The following is a 24576-nucleotide window of genomic DNA, read 5'->3' on the forward strand; positions in this document are numbered from 1 at the left end:
GTCTCCATGCGGTCGATATGCCGGACAGAACGAGTAGCCGATCATTCGCCGCCATTCTGCCGTCTCCGCCACAGTACATCACTATTGCAGTACTACTGCAATATAGTGAGTGTGTGACACCACCCATGAGCCCGCGAACCCTCTGCCGGACCTGCGTGCACGCGCTCCCACCAGATGTGATCGGATTCTCCTCATGAGCGAGGGCAAAGGCGACGGCCCACGGCGGCGGCGCAACCCGGAACAGACCCGCAGGGCGATCATCGAGGGCCTGCTTTCGGCGGTCCACGACGGCGAGTTCGACCCCACCACCCGCAGCATCGCCGAGCGCGCCGGGGTGTCGGAACGCAGTATCTTCGTGCACTTCCCGACCCGGACAGCGCTGATCACCGCGGCGGTGGATCAGCAGTCCGAACAGGTCGAGGCGCTGCTGGGCGAGATCGACCCGGAACTGCTACTGGCCCAGCGCATCGAGGCGGTGGTGCGCCAGAGCGAGGCCATCTTCACGCTGCAGCGCGAGCCCCGGGTGCTCGGGCTCATCGAATCCCTGCGCACCCCGGCGGTGGACGCCCGGATGCGGTTGACCGACAAGCGGATTCGGGACGCGCTCACCCGCGCCTTCGCACCGGAACTGGACCACGCCGAGGGCGAGCAGCTGCTCGATCTCGTCGACGCCACCGTGGGCTGGCCGTACCGCCACCACCTGATGGACCGGCGCGGCCTGTCCAAACGCGCCGCCTCCGAGGCGGTCGGCCGCGCGCTCACCGCCATGCTCACCCTCGAACGCTGAACCGGCCGAGCACCGTTGGCGACCGCCGCGCCGGGCACGGACCCCCGCCGCACCCGTCGCGGGTGACTCGGGGGTCCGGAATTCAGTAAACCCTCATGCATTGCCGCCACGTTGCTGATGGCGGCTGATCGCGGGCCTGGACGTGCCAACGGCACTCGATCTGCTCGACACCTTCGATGGCCGCTTCGGTCACGATGACGCCTTCGCCGCCCGGATCCGCGACCATCGCGCCGGACGCAAAGAAATGGGCCGGTGCGGCGAGATGAGGGGTGTGGTCGCCGCACCGGCCCGCCCACTCGTGTCCGCTGCTACGGAGTCACGATGTCGAAGTCCGGGTCGGGCTGGTCGAACAGGCCCACCAGTTTGGCGAAGGCCTGGACATCACCGTCGATCCTGAGCCGTCCGGCCTGCACGGCCGCCTGCAGGTCCTCGCCCGCGAGCAGCACGCCGATCAGGGTGGGCCGGGTCAGGGTGAAGGTGACGTCGGGGGCCGGCAGCTCGTCACCGTCGCGGCGATCCCAGTGCAACAGCACGCCGTTGCGCAGCTGCAGCCGGACGGTGCGGTTCTCGTCGGTGAAAACCCAGTCGCTGGTGGCCTTTTCGGGCCAGGCCCTGGGACCGTCGAGCCGCAGCGCCATGCCGTCGAAGACCTGGTCCACGGTGAGCGCCGCCATCATGGACGGCGAGCTGGCCTTGGTCGGCGTACCGAACTTGCCGTTGCGGAGCTCGTAGGCGCCCGAGAGGAAGAAATTGCGCCACGGGCCGTTCTCCGCGCCGAACGCGAGCTGTTCGAAGGCGTCGGCCTGCAGCGCCTTGGCGGCCTGGTTGGACGGGTCGGCGAAGATCACGTAGTTGACCGCCTGCACGACCCACCGGTAGTCGCCCTCGTCGAAGGACTTGCGCGCCTTGCGCAGTACCTCGTCCGCGCCGCCCATGAACTCCACGTGCCGCTTGGCCCCCTCGACCGGCGGGTGCTCCCACAGATGGGCCGGATTGCCGTCGAACCAGCCCATGTACCGCTGATAGATGGCCTTCACATTGTGGCTGACCGACCCGTAGTAGCCGTGCGCGGCCCACGAATCGACCAGCGCCGGAGGCATTTCCATCATCTCGGCGATCTCGCTGCCCACGTAGCCCTGGTTGAGCCGGCGCAGGGTCTGATCGTGCAGGTAGGCGTACAGGTCGCGCTGCGACTCCAGGTACTCGACCAGCCGCTCGGTGCCCCAGGTGGGCCAGTGGTGCGAGGCGAAGACGACGTCGCTCTCGCGGCCGTACAGGTTGATCGACTCGGTGAGGTAGGTGGACCAGACGTGCGGGTCACGCACCAGCGCACCGCGCAGCGTCAGCAGGTTGTGCAGCGTGTGGGTCGCGTTCTCCGCCATGCAGAGTGCGCGGAAGCCCGGGAAGTGGAAGTTCATCTCCGACGGCGCCTCGGTGCCGGGGGTGATCTGGAAGACGATGCGCACGCCGTCGATCGTCTGCTCCTGCCCGGTGCAGGTGATGTCGAGGGTCGGAGCGATAAGCGTGACACCGCCCGTCGAGGTGGTCTGCCCCAGCCCCGCACCGACCTGGCCCTTCGGACCGCGCGGCAGCGCCGCGCCGTACATGTAGGCCGCACGCCGGGCCATGGCGGTGCCCGCGTAGACGTTCTCGGCGACAGCGTGTTCGAGGAATCCGGCCGGCGCCACCACCGGTACCCGCCCGGACTCGGCATCTTCCATGGTCATCACACCCATCGCACCGCCGAAATGATCGACGTGCGAATGGGTGTAGATCATGCCCGTCACCGGCTTCCGGCCGCGATGCGCGAAATACAGGTCCATGCCCGCCTTCGCGGTCTCGGCCGAGATCAACGGGTCGATGACGATGACACCGGTGTCGCCCTCGATGATCGTCATATTCGACAGATCCAGGCCGCGGATCTGGTAGATGCCCGGAACCACCTCGTACAGGCCCTGTTTCACCACCAGGCCCGACTGCCGCCACAGCGACGGGTGCACCGAGTGGGGGCAGGAGCCCTGCAGGAAGCTGTAGGAGTCGTCGTCCCAGACCACGGTCCCCTTGTCGTCCTTGACGATTCCGGGTTCCAGCTTGGCGATGAAGCCGCGGTCGGCGTCCTGCTGGTCGGCGGTGTTGTCGAACGGAAGCTCTTTCAGGGCACGCTGGTTCTGCTCGATGATGAACGTGCTCGGTTCGGTGACCGCACTCACTGTCCGCCTCCTGTACCTGCCGGGATCTCCGACGTCGATGGGATCGAAAAGGCTTGCCGCTTACCGGGATCAGTGAAACCGATAACGAGCGCCACCCCGCACACCACCAGCACCGCGACCGTCGCGATGGCGATGATCCGCGACCCGTGCGCCCAGTGCCCGTGGTGCAGCGAGTTGTTGCGCAGGAAGCTGAGCCCCGCGACGAACATGAGTCCGACCGCCGCGAGGGCGGGCGCGATGGCCGCCGGATGCCAGCCGCTGGTCGCCGCATGATTGACGAACAGCACCCCGGTCCCCATCGCGGCGATCGCGGTGCGCCGCCAGGCCAGCGCGGTGCGCTCCGCGGGATAGGTGGGCGGTGCGGTCACGGCCACACCGTCGCGATCGCCGCGAAGATGGAGACGATCGCGATCCCGCCCGCGAGAATCGGGACGAGGATCGTGTTCCCCAGCGGCTCGCCGCGCACCATCCGGTCCTGGACATCGCGCCAGTGCGTGTACGCGCCGGCGGCCAGCACGACCGCGAGCACGATGCAGCTGAGCGAGAGCAGCCGCCGCACCCCGCCGTGATGGAACGGCTGCACCAGCGTGTGCACCGCGACACCGGCGGCCAGCAGACCGAGCGCGGTGCGGATCCACGCGAGAAAGGTCCGTTCGTTCGCCAGGGTGAACCGGTAGTCGAGCTCCGGGTGTTCCGTGTCGCCGCTGTCCTGGGGTTGGTTCTCCACTGTCACCACCTGTCCGGTGTCGCGATCGCGGTCCGACTACAGCAAATGATCAGTAAGGGCGATCATTCCATGAATCGGCGACGGTGTTCGATACCCGACACAGGCAGGTCTGCCCCGGCCGCCACCCCCGACATCGACCCGCAACTGCGGGCATTCGCCCGCAATTCACGGCCATCGCGCCGCGTGGTCCCGTACCATCCCGGTTTACCTGCCGAACAATGGATTTCATGCCGGAGGCACGCCATGCAGTATCGGCCCACGGCACCGGAGTTGCTGACGGCGCTCGCGGATCTGCTGGAGACGACGCTCCTGCCCGCACTCCCACCGGAGTTGCGGCATCAGGCTCGCGTCGGCGCGCATCTGGCCCGGATGCTGGAGCGGGAAGTCACCTTGACAACGCAGCCTCCGGAGGTGCCCGAGACAGCCGACGACGAGGAGCTGTGGGCGGTGCTGGTGCCCATCGTCCGCGCCGATCTGGCCATCGCCAAACCCGGCTATGACGCCTGGGAGGGCGAATGACCGGCGACATGACGGCCGGCCTGGCCCGATTCCTGTCCGAGGACATCGGCCGCGCGGTGACGATCTCGGACCTGCGGCCGCTCTCGGCGGGCGCGCGGCGACGCAATATCGCCTTCGACGCCGATCTCGGCGGGTGCGTACTGAGGCTGGTCGCCACACTCGTGCCGGGCAGTGTGCAGTTGCTCCCGGTCGATGTCGAGGCGGGCGTGCGTGAACTGGCTCGCGAGCACGGGGTACCCGTCCCCCACGTGCTGGCCGTGTGCACCGACACCGGGTATGCCGGGGAGCCGTTCATGCTGTCCGAGCGCCTCGACGGCGAGACCGTGCCGCGCCGAGTCCTGCGGCTGGTGCAGCAGGCCGGTATCGGCGGTCTGGTGGGCTAGCAACTCGGCCGGGCCACGGCCCTGTTGCATGGAATCGACCCCGGGCAGGGCTCCCCTGAACTGCCCGGCAGCCCCGGGGACGATCCCGCCGAATCGTTTCTGCGAGACGCCGAATCGTCGGTTGCCCGGTTGCTCGCCGACCGTCCCGTCTTCGCCCTCGCACTGCGCTGGCTGACCCGCCACCTCCCCGGGCCCCCGGAGCGACCCACCCTGATCCACACCGATATTCGCAACGGCAACCTCATCGTCGGTCCCGAGGGCATCGAGGCGGTGCTGGATTGGGAGGGCGCCCAGCGCTTCGGCGACCCCATGCGCGACACCGCCTGGTCCGCCCTGCGCATGTGGCGCTTCGGCGTCGACGACCGCGAGTTCGGCGGCTTCACCGACTGCGCCACCTTCGTACGCGGATACGCCTCCGCCGGAGGCGATTTCAACGCCGACCGCTTCCGCTGGTGGAAGGTGGCCTGCACCCTCGGGTGGGGCGCCATGCTGGCCGCCCAGGCCGCCGCGTTCCTGGACGGCACCGTCCCCAGCATTGTCATGGCCGCCAGCGGGCGGCGCATTCCCGAGATCGAATGGGATCTGCTCATGCAGATCCGCCCGACCGGATCGAGGTGACCGTCATGGATTTCGAGCTGCCCGACCAGCTGCGGAAATATCTGGCCGAACTGGACGAGTTCATCGACCGCGACATCGTCCCGCTGGAACAGACCGGCGACAATATCCGCTTCTTCGACCACCGCCGCGAGGACGCCCGCACCGACTGGGACCGCGGCGGCCTCCCCAGCGGCGACTGGGAGGACCTGCTGGCCGAGGCCCGCCGCCGCGCCGACGCCGCCGGCCACCTCCGCTACGCCTGTCCCGCCGAATACGGTGGCCGCGACGGCTCCAACCTCGACATGGCCGTCATCCGCGAGCATCTGGCCCGCCGCGGCCTGGGCCTGCACTGCGACCTGCAGACCGAGCACGCCGTCGTCGCCAACAATGTCGGGCTGCTGCTGATGCACGAATACGGTTCGCCCGCACAGAAATCGGCGTGGATCACCGGCCTGGCGACCGGCGAGAAGTTCTTCGGCTTCGGCATCACCGAGCTCGATCACGGCTCCGACGCCACCTTCATGGAAACCACGGCGGTCCGCGACGGCGATTCCTGGATCATCAACGGCGAGAAGACCTTCAACACCGGCATGCACCGCGCCGACGCCGACCTGATCTTCGCCCGCACGTCCGGGAGCCCGGGAGACGGCGTCGGCATCACCGCCTTCCTCGTCCCGGTCGGCACGCCCGGTTTCCGGATCGCCGAGTTCCTGTGGACGTTCAATATGCCCACCGACCACGCCCACATCGTGCTGAAGGACGTGCGGGTGCCGGCCGACGCGATATTCGGCAAGGAGGGACGCGGGCTGGCGGTCGTCCAGCATTTCTTCAACGAGAATCGGCTCCGCCAGGCCGCGTCCAGCCTAGGTGCGGCGCAATACTGCATCGACCGGTCGATCGCCTACGCCAAGCAGCGCAAGACCTTCGGGACGCCGCTGGCCGCCAACCAGGCGATCCAGTTTCCGCTGGTGGAGCTGAGCACCCAGTGCGAAATGCTGCGGACCTTGATCCACAGGACCGCGTGGGCCATGGACCGCTACGGCCCGTTCACGCAGTCGGCCCAGGTGTCCATGTGCAACTACTGGTCCAACCGGCTGTGCTGTGAAGCGGCCGACCGCGCTATGCAGATTCATGGTGGGCTCGGCTACTCCCGCCACACGCCGTTCGAGCACATCTACCGGCATCATCGCCGGTATCGAATCACCGAGGGCAGCGAGGAGATTCAGATGCGGCGCGTGGCCGGTTACCTCTTCGGTTTCATGCAGCAGGCTGCGCCCAAGGGGCTGTGACTCACTTCAAGAGCCGGCTGTGACTCACTTCAGGAGCCGTTGCTCGTTCGCGACAGCGACTGCCGCGGCACGATTGTCGACGCCCAGCTTGTCGTAGATTCGCCCCAGGTGCGTCTTCACGGTCGCCTCACTGACATGCAGCGCCCGGGCGATTTCCCGATTCCCCAGCCCCTGCGACAGCTGGCCGAGAATATCCAACTCCCGGGCCGTCAACGTGGGCTGCGGGTTTCGCATGCGGTTGAGCACCCGGTCCGCGATGGGCGGGGACAGTGCCGTACGTCCTTGCGCGGCCGCGTGAATCGCCGCGAACAGCTCCTCGGGGCGTTCGGCCTTGAGCAGGTAGCCCGTCGCGCCGGCGGCGATGGCGCGGGTGATGTCGGCGTCGGTGTCGTAGGTGGTGAGCACCAGCACGTGCGGGGTCACACCAGCGCCCGCGGTGATGCGGCGGGTGGCCTCGATGCCGTCCATGTCGCCGCCGAGCTGGAGGTCCATGAGCACGACGTCCGGCTGGAGACGCTCGGCGAGGGCCACCACCTCCGGGCCGCTGCCCGCTTCGCCGACGACGTCGATGTCGGGTGTGCTGCCCAGCAGGGCGCGCAGGCCGGCGCGGACGACCACGTGGTCGTCGCAGATCACCAGGCGGACAGGGGTTTCGGCTTCGGTCACGACCGCTCCAGGGGGACTTCGGCGGAGACGACGGTGCCGTCCCCGGGCGCCGATTCGACGGTGAGGGTGCCGCCCAGCTGGCGCAGGCGGGCACGCATGGCGGGCAGGCCGTGGCCGCGGTCGGCGGTGGTGGCGGTCTCGGCGGGGTCGAAACCCCGGCCGTCGTCGGCGATGTCGAGGACGAGCCGGTCATCGAGGTCGGTCAGGGTGATGGTGACCGCGGTCGCGGCCGCATGCTCGCGCGCATTCGCCAACGCCCCCTGCGCGATTCGCAGGACCGCCGCCTTCACGCCCGCGGGCAGTCCCACCGGCGCGCCCTCCACGTGGATGCGCACGCTGAGCGAGTCGCCGCTCTCCCGTTCGGCCATCGCCTCCAGCGCCGCGATCAGCGACCCGCCCGCGGCCAGATCCGTGGGCGCGAGGTCGTGCACGAAGCGCCGCGCCTCGGCGAGGTTGTATTCCGCGACGGCTGCCGCGCTGCGCACGTGCTCGCGGGCCTGGTCCGGTTCGCTGTCCCAGATCCGGTCGGCCGCCTGCAGCAGCATGCGCTGGCTCGAAAGTCCTTGGGCCAGGGTGTCGTGGATCTCCATGGCGAGACGCTGCCGTTCGGCGAGGGTGCCTTCGCGGCGTTCGGTGGCCGCGAGTTCCCGGCGGGTGGCGCGCAGGTCGTCGATGAGTGCGGCCTGCCGTTCGGTCTGGCGGATCAGGCCGACGAACAGCGCGGTGCTGAGGGCGGCGACGGCGGGCGGGGCCAGCAGCAGGTTGGGGTCGGCCCAGCCCGCGAGCTTCAGCTGAGCGAAGACGACCAGCGCGGTCAGCCCGGCGACCAGCGCGAGGGCGACACGCAGCGGGAGGATGCGCAGGCCGGTGTAGAGCAGCGGCACGGCGCACCAGGCGAAACTCGGTGCGAGGACGACCAATACCGCCCACGCGGTCACCAGCAGCGCGAACAGCGGCACGCGACGGGAGGCGCGCCGTTCGCTCAGCACATAGAGCACGGCGAGTCCGAGCGAGAGTCCGATCACCCACGGCATGCGCGCACTGTCGGGGTGGCGGAGCACGAAGCGCAGCATCGACGCGGCCAGCAGGACGTAGAAAGCGCTGTGCACGATGGTGCCCAGCAACCGGGTGTCGTCACGGGGCTGCGCGCCCACCTGGTCCGGAGACGGCATGCGGGCACCTCCTCGGCGGCAGCGACGTGGGTGAACACTCGGTGGCATGGACAAACACCCTCATTCTGCCGTGACCCACCGCTCCCGGGGTCATCCGATCGGTTGATACGGGGATCAGCCGGACCGCGCGCGAATTCCTGGCCGCTGCGTCGATGTGCCCGTCCGGCCTGGGCAGCAAGCTGGAATGCGAACAGAGCGAACAGCTTTCACCCGAGAATCCGTGGAGGACATCATGACCACCCCGCAGCAGTCCAGCTCCAACCGCAAGCGCCTCGTCATCGGCGGCGCGGCCGCGGCGGTCGTGGCCGCCGGGGTGATCGGCGTGGTGTCGGTGAACGCACAGGATCCGGATCCGGGCAGCAAGGCCCCGGTGGCGGCCGATGTCGCCAATGGCAACCTGCAGCAGAGCACCCATCTGACCATTGCCGCCGCCACCAAGGCCGCGCAGGCCGCGCTGGATGCCGCGGTGAAGGAGAACCAGCACGTGACGGTCGCCGTGGTGGATCGCGACGGCAATACCGTCGTCACGTTGCGCGGCGACGGCGCCGGGCCGCAGTCCTACTCGTCCGCGCAGCAGAAGGCGTTCACCGCGGTCTCCTGGAACGCGCCGACCTCCCAGCTGGCCAAGCGCCTCGACAGTGCGCCGCATCTGGCCGACATCCAGGGCACCCTGTTCCTCGCGGGCGGCGCCCCGGTGGCCGCCAAGGGTGGCGCGCCGATCGCGGGCATCGGGGTCGCGGGTGCGCCGAGCGGTGATCAGGACGAGAAGTTCGCGCAGGCGGGCGTCGCCGCGCTCGGTAACTGACCGGCGATCGCGGACCCGGAATCGGTCACCGGGGGGCCGGATCGGGCGCGCCGACACTCGGCACGATTCCGAACCGGTCGGGAGGGAGTACTAACCTTCTCCCGGTGACCGAGTCCGCTGACGGATTGCTGCCCGACCCGAGGGGGGTCGGGTCTGAGGAGATTCCAAGCGCGGAGCGGCGGAGCGACGCCGACCGGCTGCGTCTGTTCTCCTTCGCCACCGCCGAGAAACGGGCCGATTACCTGTGGGTGTTGCGGGCCTTCGACACCGCCCGCGCCGCCTACGTGGTGCTGTTGCACGCCTCCGACGTCGCCGACTCGCTCGATCGTTGCCCGGGCGCGCCCGCGCTGACCGCCACCGAGGTGGGTCCGCTGCTGGAGCAGTTGCACCAGTGGGGTGTGCTGGAACGCAGTTACGACGGGACCCGGGCGGCGACGCTGGCCGAGTATCGGAACCGGCATTTCGTCTATCAGTTCTCACAGGCGGGTTATCAGGCATATCGGGCGGTTTCGGATGTGCTGGAGGCACGGCTCGACGAGGCCGCGCTCTCGCGGCTGGTGCTGCCGGAGCTGCTGGCGGATCTGCACACCCTCGCCGAGGCCAACAAGAGCGCGGACGCGCCGCGCGTCTACCGGGTACTGAACCGGCTGGACCGGGCGCTGTCGGATCTGGCCGAGCGAGCGGCGCACTTCTATCTCACGCTCGGCGATCTGGTGCGGACCACCGAGGCCACCCCCGAAGCCTTCCTCGCGCACAAGGACGCGCTGCTGGCGCACATGCGCGAATTCTCCATGGACCTGGCACGTTTCGCACCGCGGCTGGCCGCCGCCATTCGCGAGGTGGAGCACACCGGGGTCGAGGATCTCATCGAACGCGCGGCCCGCTGCGACGAGCGGGTGCTGCTGAATACCGCTGAGCGCCAAGCGGATTGGCGGGCGCGCTGGCAGGGGCTGCGGGCCTGGTTCATCAGTGACGACGAGGGCGGGCTCACCGAATGCGAGCGGCTGCGCGAAGCGACCATGAGCGCCATCGCGGCGGTGCTCTCGCTGCTGCGACGAGTCACCGAGACCCGCAAGGGCGGAGTCAGCCGGGAATCGGCGCTGCGACACCTCGCCGGGTGGTTCACCGCCGCCCCGACCGCCGAGGCCGCGCACGCGCTGTACGACGCCGTCTTCGGATTGGGCCGTCCCCGCCATCTGGCCATGCAGCACCCGGACGCCGATGTGATTCCGGCCATCCGATCCTGGTGGGACGCACCACCTTTGGAGATCGCCCGCACCCTCGCCGAGACCGGGCGGCCGCCGACGCCGGGTGCGCCCGCCCGGCTGCAGCGCAATGACGCGGGGATTCGCCGCCTGCGCCAGGTACAGCTCGATGCCCAGCGCGCCCGCGCCGAGGCCGCACGCTCACTGGCCGCCGCCGACCTCTACGACCGGGAGCTCGACGAGGGCGAGACCGAGGTGCTGCTCAAGCTGCTCGACGCCGCGTCCACCGCGTGGGTGCCGGTGAGCGGGCGGGTACCGGGCACCTCCGGTTCCGACAACGGCGTGACACTCACCGTGTCCGAGCACGAGGGGTCCACGCTCGTCCGTACGTCCAAGGGCGTGCTGCACCTCAACAACCGGCGACTCGAGGTTCGCGAGACCGCTGCCCTGCGCGGTCGCAAATCCCCTGCTGCGCAGTCGAATCGGCCGGATCCGTCGGTCACGCCCGCAGGCGGGGCGGTCGGCGGCGGGGAGGTGGGCTGATGCACGCGCGAAGTATCGATTCGCTCGCGCTGGACAGTTATCAGCGTGCGGCGCGGGTGATTCTGGCCAATCACCTGGTGACCCGCACGTATCCGGATCGCATTGCGCTGCCGCTGCTGCGGCGGTGGGCGACGGAGCTGCGGGAGGATCTGGCCGAGCTGTTCGGGTATCGGCTGGAGGTCACCGAGACCACGGCGCGGCTGTTCCCGGTGCTGGATCGGCTCGACGCCGGGCGGCCCGCGCGGACTACCGGTGACCGGCTGTTCGATCGCCGCCGCTACGCCTATCTCGCCTTGGCCCTGGCCGCGCTGGGCCGGGCCGGGGATCAGATCACGTTGTCGGAGTTGGCCGATCAAGTGGCCGCCTACACCGAACGGGTGGAGGGCCTCGAGCTCGCGCCGGATCGGGCCGCGGATCGGGATGCGTTCGTCGACGCGGTCGGCTGGCTGGCGGCGCGCGGCGCGGTCACCCTGGCCGACGGCGATGCCGGGGGCTGGGCCAGCGACCCGGAGGCCGGTGAGGCGCTCTACGACATCGACCGATCGGTGGTCTTCGCGCTGTTCCGGCCGCCGCGGGCGCTGCAGCATCTCCAGAGCGTCACCGGACTGCTCGGCGAGGAGGCGGGCGGATCCGATACCCGTTCCCCCGCACTGGCGTTGGCGGCACGCGAGGTCCGGCGGGCCCTGGTCGAGCAGCCGGTGGTCTACGCCGACGAGCTCGACGAGCCGCAGCGCTCGCTGCTGGGGCAGGAGAAGCTGGTCGGCGAGGTCGAGTACCTCACCGGGCTGCGGGCCGAGCGGCGCGCGGAAGGCGTTGCGCTGATCGACAGTTCGGGGCGGCTGTCGGATGTGCGGTTCCCGGGCACGGGCACGCTCGCGCAGGTGGCGCTGCTGCTGGCGGGTGAGATCGCGGATCTGGTGCTGGACATCGACAATCCGGTCGAACGCCGGCCGCGGCCGGACCGTCCGCTGCTGGATCTGATGGAGCAACTCGACACCGCCATTCCGTCGAATACCGTGTTCGCACCGCTCGCGGATCCGATCGATGTCTTCGGGCCGCACGAGGATTCGGACGTGGAAGCGGCCGAGCCCGAGGTCCCCGAGTTCCCGTTCCTCGAGTCGTCGTGGATCCGTGACACCGTGCAGATGCTGACCGACCGGTACGGCAACACCTTCGCCGCGCAGTGGCAGGCCGATGTACCGGGCCTGACCGCCGAGGCGGTCTCGCTGCTGGAGCGGCTGCGGCTGGTGGAGCTGGTCGACGGCGGCCTGCTCATCCGGCCCGCGCTGGCCCGGTACCGGGGCGCGATCGTCACCGTCCGCACCCGCGCGGAGACCGAATTGTTCATCTCCCCCACACAACTCGGCGCGAATGCCGTGCCTGCGGTTAGCTCGACAGCGCCCGCGGACAGCTCGACAGAGAAGGGATCCGGGAACTGATGGCCGACCACATTCACGGTGGAGTGCGCTTCGTCCCCACCCGGGCGGGCATCATCAACCTGTGGGACTACCGCGACCAGGAGTTCTGCTTCGCCGACGGGCGGCTGGTGCTGCGCGGGCCCAACGGCTCGGGCAAGACCAAGGCCCTCGAGGTGCTGTTCCCGTTCGTGCTGGACGGGCGGATCGAGCCACGGCGGCTCAATCCGTTCGCGGGTGAAGAGCGCACCATGAAGTCGAACCTGCTGTACCGCAAGCAGGAATCGGCCTACTCGTACGTGTGGATGGAGTTCGCGCGCGGCAGCTGGACCGGGCCGGAGACCGTCACCATCGGCATCGGCATGCGCGCCACCCGCTCCAACGACAAGGTGACCCGCTGGTACTTCGTCGCCGACGGCCGGGTGGGCGTGGACTTCTCGCTGCTGGGCCCCGACGACCGGCCGCTGACCCGCAAGCAGCTGGCCGAGCAGATCGGCTCCGACGCCATCGTGGACCGGCCGGTCGAGTACCGGGCGGCCATCGACGCCCGCATGTTCGGGCTCGGGCAGCAGCGCTACGACCAGCTCATCAATCTGATCCTGACGCTGCGCCGCCCGCAGCTCGCCAAGAACCTGGACCCGCGCGGCCTCTCGCAGGCGCTCACCGATGGTCTGCGTCCGCTGGACGAGCAGCTGATCCTGGACGCCGCCCGCTCCTTCAGCGATATGGAGGAGGTCGGGCGCACCCTCGAGGGCCTGGTCCAGGCCGACACCGCGACCCGCGATTTCGTCAACGTCTACCGCAAATACCTTGCCGTGCAGGCGAAGACGGACATCGACCAGGTGCGGGTGCGCCTGGACGCGGTCACCCACTCCAGCACCGCCCTGCACGCGGCCGCCGCCCTGCGCAAGCGCCGCGACACCGAGCGCGCGGCCGCCGAGACCCGCGCCGAGGACGCCGACCGCGCCTACGAGCAGGCCCTCGCCGACCGGGAAACCCTCCAGCGTTCCAGCGCTTACGAGGGCAAGCAGCAGCTCGACGATCTCGCCGGCGCCGTCCGCCGGCTGGAAACCTCCGCCGCCGTGCACAGCGACAAGGCCCTCAAGTCCCGTCAGACCGTGGACCAGCGGCTGGAGGAATCCGAACGCGCCCAGGCCGCCGTCACCAACGCCGCCTCCGCACTGTTCCGCGGTGAGGACGAACTCCGCACCGCCGCAGAGGAAGCCGGCATCGGCTGGTCGGCCCTGCCCGAATCGGCCCGCGCCGAGCACCTCACCACCACCGTCCGCTCCCATGCCGAGGAGCGCGACGCCGACGTCCGCGCCGTCCGCCGCGCGCTGACCCTGGTCGACCAGGCCGTCACCGAACGCACCCGGGCCGAACGCGCCGCACAGCGCGCGGTCGAGCTGCGCGAATCCGCCGCCGCCGAGCTGGCCGAGGCCGAAGCCGGAGTGGCCCTGGCCCGGTCGAACACCGCTGTGTCCCTGCGCGACTGGTGGGACACGCACCGCGACGTCTACGCGCCGATTCGCACGGGACTGTTCGAGGCACTGGACCACGCGCTCGGACAGGTCGGCACCGAGCACGCCCCGCGCCCGGCCAGCGGCGGCAAGAAGGCCGCGATGCGGGCCGGGTCTCGCACCGGCGGCGACTCGGCGGCCCAGGACGGGACCGGAAAGGCGGGCGGAAAGCGCTCGGCGACAGGACCGGATGGCGGCGCAGCCGTCGACACGGCTGCGACCGGCCGGGGACCGGTCGACGTGTTCGACGACGGCTCGGTTCCGGCCACACCGGCCGAAGTGCTCGCCGAACGCACCGAGCCGCTGACCGAGGAGATCCGGGCGCGGCGGCAGGAGGCGCGGGCGCGGGCGGCCCAGGCGACCGCACGGGCGGGCGAACTGCGCGCCGAGCGGGAGCGGGTCGCGGCCGAACGCGAGGACGCGCCACCGGCTTTCGCCGCGCGCACCGATGCGCGACCCGATCGGGCCGGCGCGCCGCTGTGGCGATTGGTGCGTTTCGCCGACGGCGTCGGTGCGCACGAGGCAGCTGGGATCGAGGCTGCGCTACAGGCCGCCAACCTGCTCGACGCCTGGGTGTGCGCGGATGCCGAACTGCCGGACCATGCTTCGGACCAGTTCCTCACGCCGCTGCCGCAGCAGTTGCGCCCCACCGGCCGCACGCTCGCCGATGTGCTTGTCGTCGAGGATGATTCGGACACGCTGACCGTGCCGCGCCAGATCGTCTCCGGCATTCTGGCGTCCATCGCACTGCACGAGGTCGCCGGGTCGGTCACGGCCGCCGGCGCGAATGGCAAGGGGCGCACTGTCACCGGGGCCGAGGCACAGCCGGTCGGCGCGGAGGGGCAGCTCACCATCGCCACCGACGGCCGGTTCCGGCAGGGGGTGCAGGTCGGCCGGCACGTCAAGGCCGACGCCGAGTTCATCGGCACCACCGCCCGCGCGCGCCGGCGCGAGTTGCGGCTGGCTGAGCTGGCCGCTGCCATCGAAACGGCTGTGGGCGAGGCCGATACCGCCGAAGCCGACGAACAGGCCGCCACCGCGGAACTGGGGCGGATTTCGGCGGCAGCCAAGGCGCTGCCGCGGACCACGGCGGTCACCGCCGCGCTGCGGAGCGTCGCCGAGGCGGCGGGCATGCTGCGCTCACGCTCGGAGGCGGCGGGCCAGGCCGAGCGGGATCTGGATCAGGCCGTGGCGGAATACACCAACGCGGACAAGAAGGTTCGGGCCATCGCGGCCGATCATCGCGCGCCGCGCGATCCTGCCGAGCTGGATGCGCTGGCGGCCGCTGTCCGCCATTTCGAGAACGCCGGGACGGCGCTGCTGCGCTTGCGCGGCGATCATCAGCGCGAGCACGAGCGGGCCCGGGAGGCCGGGGACCGGCTCGAGGAAGCCAAGGACCTGGCCGAGGCATTCGCGGAAGAGGCCGAGGCCGCACGGGCCGGGTACGAGGAGCAGCTGCGCAAACTGGAGACCCTGCGTGAGGCGCTCGGCGCCGGCGCCGCGGATATCGATCGCGAGCTGGACGCGGCACGGGAGAAGATCGAGGCGGCGCGCGCGGAGCAGAAGGCCGCCCGCAAGGCCGCGGCCGACGCCATCGAGGCCGTGGGCACCGCCGAGGGCGCGCATCGCGCCGCCCACGACACACTGGGCACCGCGCTCACCGAATTGCTCGCCGACGTCCGTCATCTGGCCCCGTACGCGCGCCCGGATCTGCTGAGCCTGCTGGGCGCGCCCGCCGACAGCCGCTGGCCCAGCAGCGATGCCGCGTGGTCGACGCCGGAACAGCTGCTGTACCGGATCGAGAACGGCGATCCGGAGCAGGAGCCCACGGTGCTGCCCGCCGAGGTGTCCGCCCTGTTCGAGAACCTCACCTCCGCAACCGCTTCGGTGCGCGCGGGCGAGGCGGCCCGCAAGTCGACCCGCAGCGCGGTCACCACCGCCCTGCAGGAGTTCGACGCCGCGCTGACCGCGGCCCGCCAGGACTACCGCCTGCACTGGGACGCCGCCGACGGCCTCACCGTGGTGCAGGTGCACGACGACCACGGCCTGTCCGCGCTGGCCGATTTCGCCGAGCGCATCGGCGCGGCCCGCCGCGATCAGGAGCTGCTGCTCACCGACGCCGAGCGCCGCATCCTGGAGGACGCGCTGCTGACCGGGCTGGCCCAGCAGATCCACGAACGCACCTGCGACGCCCGCGATCTCATCTCCCGCATGGGCGCGGAGATGAGGCAGCGCCGGATGTCCTCCGGCAACACCATCGGCGTGCACTGGGTGCTGGCGGACAATCTCGCCGAGCCGGCCCGCGCGGTCTGCAAGCTCCTGGACCGCGACTCCGCCGAGCTCACCCCCGAGGACCTGTCCACCATCCGCGCCTATTTCGCCGCGGAGATCCGCACCGCGCGCGCCGCCCACCCGGAGCGCTCGTTCCCCGAGATCCTCGCGGCCACCCTCGATTACCGCACCTGGCGCGTCTTCTCGTTCACCATCGTCACCGCCGACGGCGCCGAGGACCGCCTCACGGTCGCCCGGCACAGCGCCCTCTCCGGCGGCGAACAGTCGGTGTCCCTGCACCTTCCGCTCTTCGCCGCCGCCCACGTCATGCTCGATTCGGCCGACCCCCAGGCCCCCCGCCTGCTGGCCCTGGACGAGGCCTTCGCCGGTGTCGACGACAACGGCCGCAGCGAACTCCTCGGCCTGTCCGTCCAATTCGACCTCGACCTCTTCATGACCGGCTACGACCTCTGGATCACCTACCCCCACGTCCCCGCCTGCGCCCACTACGATCTGGCCCACTCCGCCGCCGAGAACACCGTCAGCGCAACCCTGCTGGTCTGGGACTCCGACGATCTCCTGGCCGAACACGACGGCACCGACCTCACCACCGCCCTCGGCTCCCCCAACCGCCGCCGCCTCCCCCACGGCCCGGAGGGCGCGATCCCGATGGACGAGGAACTCGAGACGATCAGCTGACCCCCGAGCTTCGCGCCGAATCTCCCACCGTCCGCCCGTCTTTCGATCCTTCGCCCACGCAGCTTCGCCCATACGGGTCGCCGTTCCTGCGCGATGCCACCGGGTCCTATATGGTGATGCCCGAACTCCGGTCGGCAACCCCTCTGGACAGCCGATCGGACGACGTCTTCGTACTGCCCTGACTCCCACTCAATTCCGCGTGTCGCAGCGCGGCGCGCCGTAAGGATTGGACCATCGGCAAATCAACAGTTTCGCGGTTGGGCGTGTATCGACTAGAAATGTTCTCCGTGCCTACCGGAATCACCTGTCATCCATCGGGACTCCCTGGACGGGGGACCAATTGACGATCGAACATCCGCGCGAGGACGAGGTCACCCAGCTGGCGCAACGGGTCGAGAAGGCCCGGGGACGGCTGGCATACCAATACGATCCCGCTCTCACCGATGCGCTGTCGGAGACCGAGCTCGTCGCCGAGCGCGACCTGGCCGAGCGCATCCGCGAGCAGGAGCGGGCGCAGCGCTGGAAACAGGCCGAGGCCGCGGCATCAGCGGCCGATCGGGCCCGACAGACCACCATTGAGATTGAGAAGGCCGACATTCGCGACTTGCTGCTGGCGCGCAAGGCGATCGCTGCTCAGCGGCGGGAATCGAGCCCGCACGCCAAACTGGCGTCCCTGTACAAGCATCGGGCGTGGAGTCAGCGCGCGCTAGCCGGTGTGGTCGCGGCCGGCATGCTCTGGTCCGCGGTCAACGTGCAGCACAACATCGCCCCGGGCGGGGCGAGCGATCCGCTGTACTGGTTCAGCTACCTGCTCGAAGGCATGATCAGCGTCTGCCTCGTGATCATCATGATCGGCACCAACAAGGTGGCCGAGTGGGGTGTGATCGACAGCCGCCGGCAGGTCGTGGTGGCCGAGTTCGCGCTGCTGGGCCTGACCGTCATGCTCAACACCTACCCGTATCTGAAGAACGGCAGCTGGTATGAAGTGGCCGTGCACGCCATCGCACCGGTGATGATCGGTGTGGCGCTGCTGATCCACAATGCCGCGGCCGGTCGGTACGGTCTGGCCATCGTGCGTGCCACGGACCAGATCCGGGATCTGCCGGACCCGGGCGAACAAATCCGCCGCTCCATGCCCACCGTCGTCTCCTGGCCCGGCCGCCCTTCCCCCTCGGCGGTGCCGACTCCCACCCCGGCCCTTCCCGCGGCTCCCGCTGAGCCCGAGAAGACCGTCGATGCCGAAGCCCAGGTGGTCGAGCCCCGACCTGCCCGGGCCGAAAGCCAGTCGGACACCGCGAAACCCGCCGACAAGGAGCGCCGCTCCGCCACCGGCAAGAGCCGCAAGACCGAAGAAGAGGACGACCGTTCCCCGCTCGCCGATCTCACCGATCCGGTCCCGCCGCTGAATGTCTATGACACCGGCCAGTTCCGGATCGCCGAGACCCTCGAACAGGAACTCGCCGAACTGCAGGCCGCCCGCCGCCGCGCCCGCGCCGCGTCGCGCTCCCGCAACGGCAGCTCCCTCGACGACTGACCCTCCGCGCCGAATCGGCCGCCGCTGCACCAGCTTCGGCCGATCCGCCCGCCAGCACCCCGGTGACCCGCAGCCAGCGGCACCGGGGTGGCGTCATTTTCCCGCCGGTGACGCGACGCGCGCGGTGATCGTGCCGTCGCTGGTATCGGCGTCCGGGCTGGTGAACACGACCCGGACGCTCAGTGGCGCAATCGGTCTCGCGGTTGATCGCCGGGCGCGAGCGACCGGTCGGATCGCCGGGTCTGGTACCGAACCGACTCAGTGAGCGCCCGGGCGGGCGGTATCGGCGGGTACCACTACGGCAGAGCGCGGCTGGGCCGGGGTGCCTGCGTGCTGGAGGTAGCCGAGCCAGCCGGTGCCGACGAAGACGGCCAGCAGTACCGCGGTGGGCAGTTCGAAAATCAGCCAGCTGGTAGCGAATACGACATCTGGGGCAGGTTGGGCGGGGCGCCGGGTGACGCGAACGGGTGGGCGCTGGTGCTGGAGTGTGCCGTGATTCGTACGGTACTGCCCGCCCTGCCTGCCCACCATGCCTCCGTTGCTAGAAAAGTACCGAACCCAGGATGCCGAACCCGCGGCACGCGCACAGCGGTGAACGAAGGGACATCGCGATATCCGATCGGGCCTGGGTAGGTCATCCAGGTGGGGTGGCGCGCACTCGCATCAGGCAGTATGCCGAACAGCACGGGAATTGTGGGCGTATTGACCGGACCTACCGGTGCGTCAACCGGTGTGTTGCTGGTCAACTCGCCGAGGGCTCCGCGCACACGCCGGAGAAATCACGCCGGACGACATGATTGCGATCGACAAAACTGCCCAGTGCGTGATCGGGGTGCATGCCCAGGTACTGGCTGCGGGTGCGCGTGCTCCAGCGTCGCGCCGCCTCGGACCGGGTCTTGCAGAAGTTCACCATGTAGCCGCCCTCGTAGACCCGCACCAGGGTGTACCCGCCCGGATACTCCTTGACCGCACCCACCTCGAGGAATTCCACCCCGATCCCGGAATCGGGGCGGCTCAGCCGATTCCGGTGCGTGTGGCCGCTGTGGTGCAGGAACACCCCGGGCGCGGTGGCGTAGAGGGCGTGCAGCGCGGCCGCGTTGAACCTATCCAGCACGAAGCCGGGCCCGCCCGGATTGCTCACCGCCGCATGCCTGGTCACCGGGTGGTGACCGAAGATCAGTGTCGGCCGGTCGGGTTCGCCGCGCAGCAGTTCGCGCAGGTGGTCCAGCTGTGCCGGGTCGAGGGTGCCGCCGGCGCCGCGCGCCCGGGTGGTGTCGAGCCCGATGAGCCGCAGGCCGCCCACGAAGTATTCGACGAGCCGGTCCCGGGCATGGAACACCTGACCCCAGTGGTCGGTCTCCTCCGGTGGCCGGACATCGTGATTTCCCCTGCACACGAAGTAATCCCGGCCCAGATGGCCCCACTGGTCCAGACTGTCCCGGACTCCACGCGACTGCTCGGCCGTTCCCGAATCGGTCAGATCGCCCGCGACCACCAGATGGTCCGCCCCGCGATCCGGCAGGCGCAGATCCTCCAGCATGGCCTGCAGCATGAACTCCGGATACTCGTCGGTGCTGTGCCGCAGTCCTTCGAAGAATCCCGCGAACAGCCCACTGGCCGGTTCGCCGTAGTGCAGGTCGTTGGCCAGGGCGAGGGTCCGCAGCAGTCGCCCCGGCGGCGGCGTCAAGGTGGTGAAAATGCCGGTGGATTCAGGTGTTCCCGACCGTCGCGTCACCAGCGTCCGGGCGGGCACCGCGCGCTGCCCGTCGGAGTACGCCTCGAATCGATAGGCGCGCCCCGGTTCCAGATCCCGGACCTCGGCATAGTGGTACGCCGTTCGCATACCCTCGAAGACCAGGACACGGGGTACACCGCGCCCGTCGGCGGGAGCGATGCGCAGCTCGGTGTCGGCGGGCGCGGGCCGCAGCCGCCCCGCCCGGTTCCGCGTCCGGGTCGTCCAGGTGATGACGGCCGAATGATCGGTCACCGTCACGACTTCCAGATCCGAGGCCACCACGGCCTCGCGCTGCGCCCGCCGCGCCTGGGCGGCGAACACCGGGCGCGGCGTGCGCACGGCGACAGCCGCCGCCCCGCTCGCCGCATTGGCCAGCCACATGGTCCGAAGTCGCGGTTCCAGCATCACATCTCCGTCCGCCGTGATCCCTCAGCCGCGACGGTACGGTCGCCAGTTGAACCGCCAGGTGCCCGGACATGACCGATCAGCTTCCGGCTCCGGACATTCAGGTCATCTCCGGGCGGCCGGGCCTCAGAACGGCTTGGTCGGCAGGTACTTTCCGTCCAGCGTGATGACCGCGCGCTCGCCGCCCTCCGGATCGGCGACCTTCTTGACGTCGAGCTTGAAGTTGATGGCGGAGATGATGCCGTCCCCGAACTGCTCGTGCACCAGGGCCTTCAGCGTGGTGCCGTAGACCTGCAGCATCTCGTAGAAGCGGTAGATGGTCGGATCGGTCGGCACGCCACCGGGAATCGAGCCGCGCAGCGGGATGGTCTGCAGCAGCCGGGCGGCATCGTCGTCGAGCTCGAGCAGTTCGGCCACCGCGAGCGCGGACTTCTCCGGCAGCGGGTGCTGGCCCAGCACCGCGGCGGTGACGAAGGCGACCGACAGTCCGGCCGCGTCGGCGATCTGCTGCCAGGTCAGGTCCTTGGCGATCTTGGCGGCGACGGCGGCATCGGCCAGCGCCTCGCGGGCCGTCGGATCGAACTGTGCGTGCACCATGGCGGTGCCTCCTTTCGGGAAACCGTTTCGCGGACGCGAAATCGGAGGTCGGATTTCGGAGAGAACGGGGAATCAGGCGGCGAGAGTGCTGAACTCGCCCCCGGCACCGAGCGCCTCGACGCGGCCGGTGCCGATGTCGTACACCCAGCCGTGCAGGGTGAGGGTCCGCCGGGACAGTGCCCGGGCCACCGCGGGATGGGTGGCGAGGTTGGCCAGCTGTGCCACCACATTGTGGCGAACCAGCGCGGATACCGCTGCGGCACCGGTGATGTCGGGGTCGACCAGCGCCCGGGCGGCGTCGGCGTGCCCCAGCCACCCCGCGACCGCGGGCAGCGTCGACAGGTCCTGCCCCTCGGACAGCGCGGCCATGGCGCCGCAGGCGGAGTGCCCGCACACCACGATGTCGGTGACGCCGAGGACACCCACCGCGTACTCGATGCTCGCCACCACACCATCCGCCGCACCCGGGGTATGCGGCGGCACCAGATTGCCGGCGGTGCGGATGACGAAGAGTTCCCCGGCCTCGGCGGAGGTGATCAGTTCGGGCACCACGCGAGCATCGGAGCACCCGACGAACAGCGCGCCCGGCCGGTGATCACCGGCGAGGCGGGCGAACAGCCCGGCCTTGGCGGGGAAGACATCGCGCTGGAACCGCCCGAGACCGGCTGCGAGATTCGGCATGGGAACTCCTCTCCGAGGGTCGACGACCCCTGTGGGCCGACCTGATCCACCTTGCCTGAGCTGTAGCTATAGTGTCCAAGACTTGATATCGATGTGAATGATTACCACAATCTATAGCTACCGGGTGACGCCCGATCCACATCCATGCCGCCGTCCCCGCGAATTCCAGAGAAGAAAACCCGAGGGCACAACGAAGTTGGTTGTCGCACAGTCGAAAGCTGGCGGGAGGGCATCGATCTCACCCGTCGGCGACAGCGCGCCCACGACCCGTGGGACGAGGGATCAGCGGTCGCTGGCGTCGGGAAGGCGGGGCGGGCAGGCGAAGCCCGGGAGGGTGGCCAGTTCGAAGTGCCACCATTCGTTGTCGTACATGCGGCACAGACCCCAGCGGTTGCCGTTCGCCTCGAGCCAGGCTGCGCCCTCACGCGGTCCGACGTCGATGGCCTGGCCCGTGACGTGGGTGGATTCGCTGGGCGGCAGCACCCAGCGGCGCGCGGCGTCGGGGCTGCCGTAGGTGCGAATTCCGTCCTCCCACAGGGCTTCCTGCTCGGCGGGGGTGCGGTAGCCGGAGACGATCCACAGCGGCACGCCCTGACCCTGCGCCTCGGCGAGCGCGAATTTGTAGGCCAGCGCCAGCCACGGGTCCAGGCCATCGGTTTCGCTCGCGACCGGGGTGGCGAGCGGGCCGCTGCTCACGGCGGGCGCGGGTGCCGCGTGCGCGAGGGGCAGTGCGCCGCAGAGCATTCCGGCCCCGGCGACCAGCGCGAGGACCGCGTAGCGGCCGCCGCGACGCCGGGCGGAAGGCACCGGATCGGGATGGTACCGAGTTTCGATCCGGTGAGCCCTGCGCATTCGCATGCCTCCTGGCGTCAGACGCGTTCCTTGGACCGCTCGCGCACGCGCAGGGCGATCGGCTTCGAGGTCTCGGCGAAGAAGTCGTTGCCCTTGTCGTCGACGACGATGAAGGCGGGGAAGTCCTCGACCTCGATCTTCCACACGGCTTCCATGCCGAGCTCAGGGTATTCGAGGACCTCCACGGACTTGATGCAGTCCAGCGCGAGTCGCGCGGCGGGACCGCCGATCGACCCGAGGTAGAAGCCGCCGTGCTCCTTGCACGCCTTGGTGACCTGCGCGGAGCGGTTGCCCTTGGCCAGCATCACGTGCGAGCCGCCCGCCGCCTGGAACTGGTCGACATAGGAGTCCATGCGACCGGCGGTGGTGGGACCGAAGGAACCCGAGGCGTAGCCGTCGGGGGTCTTGGCGGGACCGGCGTAGTAGACGGCCATGTCGCGCATGTACTGCGGCATCGGCTCGCCCGCGTCGAGGCGCTCCTTGATCTTGGCGTGCGCGATGTCGCGCGCCACCACCAGCGGGCCGGTCAGCGAGAGCCGGGTCTTCACCGGGTACTTCGACAGCTCGTTACGGATCTCCGACATCGGCCGGTTCAGATCGATCTTGACGACATCGCCGCCGAGGATGGCGTCGGTCTGCTCCGGAAGGTACTGCGCCGGTTCACGTTCCAGCTGCTCGAGGAACACGCCCTCGGGGGTGATCTTGGCCAGCGCCTGGCGGTCGGCCGAGCAGGACACCGCGATGGCGACCGGGCAGGAGGCGCCGTGGCGCGGCAGGCGGATCACGCGCACGTCGTGGCAGAAGTACTTGCCGCCGAACTGCGCACCGATACCGAAGGACTGGGTCAGCTTGAAGACCTGTTCCTCCAGCTCGAGGTCGCGGAAGCCGTGCGCGGCCATCGAACCCTCGGTCGGCATGTTGTCCAGGTAGTGCGCCGAGGCGTACTTGGCCGTCTTCAGGGCGAATTCGGCGGAGGTGCCGCCGATCACGACCGCCAGGTGGTACGGCGGGCAGGCCGCGGTCCCCAGCGAGCGGATCTTCTCGTCCAGGAACTCCAGCATGCGATCCGGGTTCAGGATCGCCTTCGTCTCCTGGTAGAGGAACGACTTGTTGGCCGAGCCACCGCCCTTGGCCATGTACAGGAACTTGTAGGACGGGTGCGCGGGATCGCCTGCCTGCGAGTACAACTCGACCTGCGCGGGCAGGTTGTTGCCGGTGTTCTTCTCGTCCCACATGGTGATCGGGGCAAGCTGCGAGTAGCGCAGGTTCAGCTTGGTGTACGCGTCGAACACACCGCGCGAAATCCATTCCGCGTCATCGGCTCCGGTGAGCACGCCCTCGGACTTCTTGCCCATCACGATGGCGGTGCCGGTGTCCTGGCACATGGGCAGGATGCCGCCCGCGGAGATATTGACGTTCTTGAGCAGATCCAGCGCCACGAACCGGTCGTTGCCGCTGGACTCCGGGTCGTCGATGATCTTGCGCAGCTGCGCCAGATGCGCCGGCCGCAGGTAGTGGCTGATGTCGTGCATCGCCTCCGCGGTGAGCATGCGCAGCACCTCGGGCTCCACCTGCAGGAAGGTCCGCCCGCCCGCCTCGAACGTGCTCACGCCCTCGGTGGTGAGCAGCCGGTACGGCGTCTCGTCCGTACCGATGGGCAGCAGATCCGAGTACAGGAAATCAGGCGCGGTCACGAATCGGACTCCTCGAGCAGGGCTGGGGGCTGGTCAGCCGACGGTTCAAGCAGAGTGACTGTACCGACCCGCGCGTACGCGCCGATGACCAGGCCCGGCCATGTTCGCTCGTTTGCAAGCGCGTTCGATGCTGCGCACGACGCGGCGACGGGCACCATGGGTCGTGGTCGAGGACACCGCAATCCGCGACAGGATGCCGCGAACAGGTACATGTTGCACCTTCAACCGAGCAGGTGTTACCTGTGCATGATGCGCTTGTCGGCGGCGGGG

At 69.6% G+C, this 24576-nt stretch carries 19 protein-coding genes and 1 pseudogene; 9 read left to right on the forward strand and 11 right to left on the reverse strand.

Annotation, left to right across the window (positions count from 1 at the left end):
- The first annotated feature begins 193 nt into the window (after positions 1 to 193).
- The gene (locus ACFXHE_RS22850) at positions 194 to 787 is read left to right on the forward strand and encodes a TetR/AcrR family transcriptional regulator (protein ID WP_379386002.1); all 594 of its coding nucleotides are present in this window, start codon (positions 194 to 196) and stop codon (positions 785 to 787) included.
- A 308-nt stretch (positions 788 to 1095) separates the two neighbouring features.
- On the opposite strand, the gene ACFXHE_RS22855 is transcribed toward ACFXHE_RS22850, so the two are convergent.
- Genes ACFXHE_RS22855 through ACFXHE_RS22865 form a run of 3 tightly spaced genes read right to left on the reverse strand, consistent with a single transcriptional unit; the run spans position 1096 to position 3730 of the window.
- Positions 1096 to 2997, reverse strand: coding sequence for an alkyl/aryl-sulfatase (locus ACFXHE_RS22855; RefSeq protein ID WP_379386004.1), 1902 nt, complete (start codon positions 2995 to 2997; stop codon positions 1096 to 1098).
- Complete coding sequence (locus ACFXHE_RS22860; RefSeq protein ID WP_379386006.1) at positions 2994 to 3365, reverse strand: DUF202 domain-containing protein; 372 nt, start codon at positions 3363 to 3365, stop codon at positions 2994 to 2996. Before ACFXHE_RS22860 ends, ACFXHE_RS22855 begins: the two co-directional genes overlap by 4 nt.
- Positions 3362 to 3730, reverse strand: a complete 369-nt coding sequence (locus tag ACFXHE_RS22865; RefSeq protein WP_379386008.1) for a YidH family protein — start codon at positions 3728 to 3730, stop codon at positions 3362 to 3364. The genes ACFXHE_RS22860 and ACFXHE_RS22865 overlap by 4 nt, the downstream gene beginning before the upstream one ends.
- Positions 3731 to 3967: 237 nt before the next feature.
- Here ACFXHE_RS22865 and ACFXHE_RS22870 point away from each other — a divergent pair, with 237 nt between their 5' ends.
- The 3 genes and pseudogenes from ACFXHE_RS22870 (at position 3968) to ACFXHE_RS22880 (ending at position 6512) form a co-directional block, all read left to right on the forward strand.
- Positions 3968 to 4243, forward strand: coding sequence for a hypothetical protein (locus tag ACFXHE_RS22870; RefSeq protein ID WP_379386009.1), 276 nt, complete (start codon positions 3968 to 3970; stop codon positions 4241 to 4243).
- Positions 4240 to 5244, forward strand: a pseudogene (locus ACFXHE_RS22875) (phosphotransferase family protein). Before ACFXHE_RS22870 ends, ACFXHE_RS22875 begins: the two are co-directional and overlap by 4 nt.
- 5 nt (positions 5245 to 5249) lie before the next feature.
- The gene (locus tag ACFXHE_RS22880) at positions 5250 to 6512 is read left to right on the forward strand and encodes an acyl-CoA dehydrogenase family protein (protein ID WP_379386011.1); all 1263 of its coding nucleotides are present in this window, start codon (positions 5250 to 5252) and stop codon (positions 6510 to 6512) included.
- 24 nt (positions 6513 to 6536) lie between these two features.
- Here ACFXHE_RS22880 and ACFXHE_RS22885 read toward each other — a convergent pair whose 3' ends face one another.
- Positions 6537 to 7178 (reverse strand): response regulator, encoded by a 642-nt coding sequence (locus tag ACFXHE_RS22885; RefSeq protein WP_379386013.1) that lies wholly within the window; start codon positions 7176 to 7178, stop codon positions 6537 to 6539.
- Positions 7175 to 8350, reverse strand: coding sequence for a sensor histidine kinase (locus ACFXHE_RS22890; protein WP_379386015.1), 1176 nt, complete (start codon positions 8348 to 8350; stop codon positions 7175 to 7177). The genes ACFXHE_RS22885 and ACFXHE_RS22890 overlap by 4 nt, the downstream gene beginning before the upstream one ends.
- A gap of 232 nt (positions 8351 to 8582) precedes the next feature.
- On the opposite strand from ACFXHE_RS22890, the gene ACFXHE_RS22895 reads away from it, so the two are divergent.
- The 5 genes from ACFXHE_RS22895 (at position 8583) to ACFXHE_RS22915 (ending at position 18342) form a co-directional block, all read left to right on the forward strand.
- A complete protein-coding gene (locus ACFXHE_RS22895) occupies positions 8583 to 9155 on the forward strand; it encodes a heme-binding protein (protein WP_354832044.1) in 573 nt (190 codons plus the stop codon).
- Positions 9156 to 9352: 197 nt separating this feature from the next.
- Complete coding sequence (locus ACFXHE_RS22900) at positions 9353 to 10903, forward strand: TIGR02677 family protein (protein ID WP_379386408.1); 1551 nt, start codon at positions 9353 to 9355, stop codon at positions 10901 to 10903.
- Positions 10903 to 12342, forward strand: a complete 1440-nt coding sequence (locus tag ACFXHE_RS22905) for a TIGR02678 family protein (RefSeq protein WP_379386017.1) — start codon at positions 10903 to 10905, stop codon at positions 12340 to 12342. Before ACFXHE_RS22900 ends, ACFXHE_RS22905 begins: the two co-directional genes overlap by 1 nt.
- Positions 12342 to 16808, forward strand: coding sequence for an SbcC/MukB-like Walker B domain-containing protein (locus tag ACFXHE_RS22910; RefSeq protein WP_379386019.1), 4467 nt, complete (start codon positions 12342 to 12344; stop codon positions 16806 to 16808). Before ACFXHE_RS22905 ends, ACFXHE_RS22910 begins: the two co-directional genes overlap by 1 nt.
- Before the next feature lie 340 nt (positions 16809 to 17148).
- The gene (locus tag ACFXHE_RS22915) at positions 17149 to 18342 is read left to right on the forward strand and encodes a hypothetical protein (RefSeq protein ID WP_354832037.1); all 1194 of its coding nucleotides are present in this window, start codon (positions 17149 to 17151) and stop codon (positions 18340 to 18342) included.
- A gap of 258 nt (positions 18343 to 18600) precedes the next feature.
- On the opposite strand, the gene ACFXHE_RS22920 is transcribed toward ACFXHE_RS22915, so the two are convergent.
- From ACFXHE_RS22920 to ACFXHE_RS22945, 6 genes are all read right to left on the reverse strand, one after another.
- The gene (locus ACFXHE_RS22920; RefSeq protein WP_379386021.1) at positions 18601 to 18873 is read right to left on the reverse strand and encodes a hypothetical protein; all 273 of its coding nucleotides are present in this window, start codon (positions 18871 to 18873) and stop codon (positions 18601 to 18603) included.
- Between the two features lie 211 nt (positions 18874 to 19084).
- Entirely contained in the window at positions 19085 to 20482 is a 1398-nt protein-coding gene (locus ACFXHE_RS22925; RefSeq protein WP_379386023.1) for a metallophosphoesterase family protein, read from the reverse strand.
- A gap of 126 nt (positions 20483 to 20608) precedes the next feature.
- Positions 20609 to 21079, reverse strand: a complete 471-nt coding sequence (gene cynS, locus ACFXHE_RS22930; protein WP_364618095.1) for a cyanase — start codon at positions 21077 to 21079, stop codon at positions 20609 to 20611.
- A gap of 72 nt (positions 21080 to 21151) precedes the next feature.
- A complete protein-coding gene (locus ACFXHE_RS22935) occupies positions 21152 to 21760 on the reverse strand; it encodes a carbonic anhydrase (protein WP_379386025.1) in 609 nt (202 codons plus the stop codon).
- Between the two features lie 282 nt (positions 21761 to 22042).
- Positions 22043 to 22504 carry a M15 family metallopeptidase gene (locus tag ACFXHE_RS22940; RefSeq protein WP_379386410.1) on the reverse strand — a complete coding sequence of 154 codons (462 nt, stop codon included), beginning with the start codon at positions 22502 to 22504 and terminating at the stop codon, positions 22043 to 22045.
- A 125-nt stretch (positions 22505 to 22629) separates the two neighbouring features.
- Positions 22630 to 24306, reverse strand: coding sequence for a fumarate hydratase (locus ACFXHE_RS22945; RefSeq protein ID WP_379386027.1), 1677 nt, complete (start codon positions 24304 to 24306; stop codon positions 22630 to 22632).
- Positions 24307 to 24576 lie beyond the last annotated feature (270 nt).

This window comes from Nocardia sp. NPDC059229 (genome assembly GCF_042754165.1).
Lineage (GTDB): Bacteria > Actinomycetota > Actinomycetes > Mycobacteriales > Mycobacteriaceae > Nocardia.